We start from the raw sequence: 3,471 nt of genomic DNA, 5'->3' as shown, positions 1-3,471 counted from the left end.
GCCGCGCCGCGCGGCAGCCGTACCGGACGTGCGTCGAACATCTCGCTCAGCAACCGCGCGTCGACCGGCGGGTCGGCCGCCAGGTTGAAGGCGCCCCGGACGTCGGAGCGCAGCGCCAGCCGGTACGCGTTCGCCGCGTCGTCCGTGTGCAGTGCCTGCACCCGCAGCCCGGGGATGTCGGGCAGGAAGGGCAGCAGCTCCGGGCGGGCGAGCGGGCCGGGCAGGAAGCGACCGCCGAAGATGCGGCGTTGCTCGCTCGCCGATTCCCGCTGGAACAGGAAGGCGGGCCGCATCCGCACCACCCGCGTCCCGGGGTGGTCGCGCTCGAACGTGTCCAGCGCCCGCTCCAGATAGGCCTTCTCCCGGCAGTACGCGGCATCCGGCCAGCCGTGCGTCGGCCACGACTCGTCCACGGCCTCGTCCTTCGGGCCGGGGGAGTACGCGCCGACCGACGAGGCGTGCAACAGCGCCCGTACACCCGCCGCGGCCACCGCCTCGAAGACGCGGATGCTGCCGAGCACATTCGTCCGCCAGGTCGCGGCCGGGTCGTGCGTCGGCTGGAACGCCCAGGCCAGATGGACCACCGCGTCGGCCTCCGTGAACCGCTCCACCAGATCGGACCGCTCGGAGGCCAGATCGACGGCGGCCCAGTCCGTCTTCGGGGGCGACCAGTCGGGGATCCGCCGGGCCAGGCCCAGCACGGAGGTGACCTCCGGGTCCTTGGACAACGAGCGGACCACGCTCGTGCCGACATTGCCGGTGGCGCCCGTGACGACGACCTTCATGCCCGTTGCGCTGCTCACCTTGCGCTCCTCTCGGCCGCGTGGTTCCGCGAGAGTGACCGAGTACCCGGGTGGCGCGTCTTGCATGTGGGCAGAGGGAAACCCCGGCCGGACGGGGGAATCACGGCCGGGGCGGCTCAGGGGCGGGCCCCTTCCGGACCCACGTCTTGTTCAACGGGCAACCACCTCGGGGTGTTCCGCGCGCGGCCCACCTCCCCGGTGAGGTGCGTCACGGCTCCTGGTCGCCGGGGACGGTCTCGGCCCAGAGATTCTCCGCCTGGAGCAGCAGCGTGCCCAGGACCGCCGTGTGGGCGGCCCCCTCCCCGGCGTGCCGACGCAGCTTGTCCTGCAGCTCCTCGTGCAGGTCCTGCATGTCCTTCTCGGTCTCCTCGTCCGGCCGGGCGGTCACACCGCCGTCGAGCAGACTGTCCGCCTCGGCGCACAGCGCGTCCCCGATCAGCTCCAGCAGACGCGCGTACGAGCGCAGCGCCGGTCCCTCGGGCGGGGCGGGCGTCCGTTTGTCGTCCACGGACACCGCGAGCGCCCGGGTCAGCGTGGCGACGTGCCCGGTGACCCGGCTGAGCCGCTCGTCCTCGTCCACCGCGGGCAGGTCACCCTGGTGCGGCACTCGGTGCAGGGCGCGCAGCGGGGCGTAGGTCAGGCGCAGGCTCTCCTGGCTCCACCGGCGTGCCGAGCGCAGCGCCTTCAGGCGGTGGTCCAGCCGGTTCGAGGCGCTGACCCAGCCGGAGGCGGTCTGCGTGTCCCACTCGTCCTCGCGCAGATCACCGGCGACCGTGTGCAGCACGTCCCCGGCCTCCCGGGCCAGCCCCGCCAGGTTCTCCCGCACGTCCCGCAGATGGATCGGCGGCAGCACGAAGGCGTTGACGGCGACGCCGATGACCGCGCCGATCGCGGCCTGCCCCACCCGGTGTCCGACTGCGGACAGGCTGACCATGCCCGAGGAGATGGTGAACAGGGCCGTGGTCGCCGCGTAGATGCCCTGGTCGCCGAAGCGGGGCCAGTTCGCCAGCAGCATCAGCACCGGTACGGACAGGGCGAGCGCGCCGGTCGTGTCGTCGGTGATCGCCTGCGCCCCCGAGGCCACCAGCGTGCCGACGCAGATCGCCCCGAACTGCCGCGCCCCCTGCACCAGGGAGCTGAAGACAGTGGCCTGCACCAGCACCAGCGCCACCCAGGGCGCCATCAGCGCCAGCGGGTCGCCCATCCAGACGCCGCCCACCAGCCAGGCGAGCACCGCAGCCCCGGCGGCCTTCAGCGACTGGACGACCAGGTCCCGCTCCCGCCCGGGCCCGCGCCACGCCTCGCGCACGGCGTTCCAGGCGCCCCGCGTGTCGCGCCGCACGGCCTCCACCGGTCCTACGGCGCGCGTTCCCTGCTCCAGATCGCTTGTCCGCCCCTGAGCCGTCGGTGCTCCCCGGGGCCGCCCACCCGAGGCCGCCCCGGTGTCTCTTTCGTCGCCCCTCCGCCCACGGAAGGCTCCCGCCGTCTGCTGTACGGCACTCCTCACACGCGTCATGCGCTGTGGGTATCCCCGTGAGCGGGGGTTTCACGTCGTTTCATGCCAGGGGGCCGTCGCCGAGGGAGGACAGCAGATGCGCGGGGTCGGCGTACACCGCGTCCGCGCCGGACTTCTCCAGATCGGCGCGCGGGATGCCACCGCACAGCACGCCCAGGCAGCGCACCCCGGCCCTGCTGCCCGCGCGCATGTCCCACACGGTGTCGCCGACGAACACCGCCCGCTCCGCCGGCACCCCGGCCAGCTCCAGGGCGTGCTCGACCGGCTCGGGGGCGGGCTTGCCCTCGTCGACGTCGTCGGCGCTGGCCGTGGCGGCGATCGCCTCGTCCGCGTCGATGGCCCGGCGCAGCGCGCCGAGCTCCGCGCCGCCCGCCGAGGTGGCCAGCACCACCGTCCACCCGTCCCGGTGCAGCCGCCGCAGCAGCGCGCCGGCCCCCGGCAGTGCGGGCAGCCGGTCGAAGTACTGCCCGTACAGCGCCTTGTGACCGGCACTGATGCCGGCGTCCTGGTCGGTGTCCCGGTCCCCGCCCAGCAGATGGGCCACCAGGTCGGTCGACGGCAGGCCCACGGCCCGGTGAACGGCGTGCATCGGCACGTCGTGACCCGCCTGCCGGAAGGCCTCCCACCAGGCCACGACATGCAGATGGTTGGTGTCGACCAGTGTACCGTCGACGTCGAACACGGCCGCCCGTCCCGCGCTTCCCATAGGTGCAGTCCCTTCCTCTCCGGCCGCGCGGGTACCACGTCAGCCGTCCGCCACGCCGGACGGCACCCGCCGCTCACGGGTCCAGGCCAGCAGTTCGTCGAGGGACCACGTGGTCACCACCCGCTCCGGCGGCACCCCGCACTCCTCCGCCCGCGCGCACCCGTTGATCTGCCAGTCCAGCTGTCCCGGCGCGTGCGCGTCGGTGTCGACGGAGAACAGCACCCCCGCGTCCACGGCCCGGCGCAGCAGCCGCCGCGGAGGGTCCAGCCGCTCCGGCCTGCTGTTGATCTCCAGGGCCGTGCCCGTCTCGGCGAGTGCCGCGAACACCTCGTCCGCGTCGAACTCCGACTCGGGCCGCCCCCGCCCGGTCACCAGCCGTCCCGTGCAGTGCCCGAGCACGTCCGAGTGCGGATCGCGTACGGCGGCCACCATCCGCCGGGTCATCG

At 74.0% G+C, this 3,471-nt stretch carries 3 protein-coding genes and 1 pseudogene; all 4 read right to left on the bottom strand.

Annotated features, from left to right (window positions below):
• Positions 1-803, bottom strand: an 803-nt coding sequence (locus tag ABZ281_RS42770) for an NAD-dependent epimerase/dehydratase family protein (protein ID WP_356663464.1), incomplete at its 3' end; no start/stop codon positions are given.
• A 208-nt stretch (positions 804-1,011) separates the two neighbouring features.
• Entirely contained in the window at positions 1,012-2,145 is a 1,134-nt protein-coding gene (locus ABZ281_RS42765) for an FUSC family protein (protein ID WP_356663462.1), read from the bottom strand.
• Positions 2,146-2,359: 214 nt separating this feature from the next.
• The gene (locus ABZ281_RS42760) at positions 2,360-3,025 is read right to left on the bottom strand and encodes an HAD family hydrolase (protein WP_356663460.1); all 666 of its coding nucleotides are present in this window, start codon (positions 3,023-3,025) and stop codon (positions 2,360-2,362) included.
• 39 nt (positions 3,026-3,064) lie between these two features.
• A pseudogene (locus ABZ281_RS42755) lies at positions 3,065-3,471 on the bottom strand (histidinol phosphatase); the annotation flags it as partial.

This window comes from Streptomyces sp. NPDC006265 (genome assembly GCF_040613555.1).
In the GTDB taxonomy this organism is placed as follows: Bacteria; Actinomycetota; Actinomycetes; order Streptomycetales; family Streptomycetaceae; genus Streptomyces.
The sequence above is the reverse complement of the archived record's forward strand: the minus strand, read 5'-3'. Positions and strand labels throughout refer to the sequence as shown.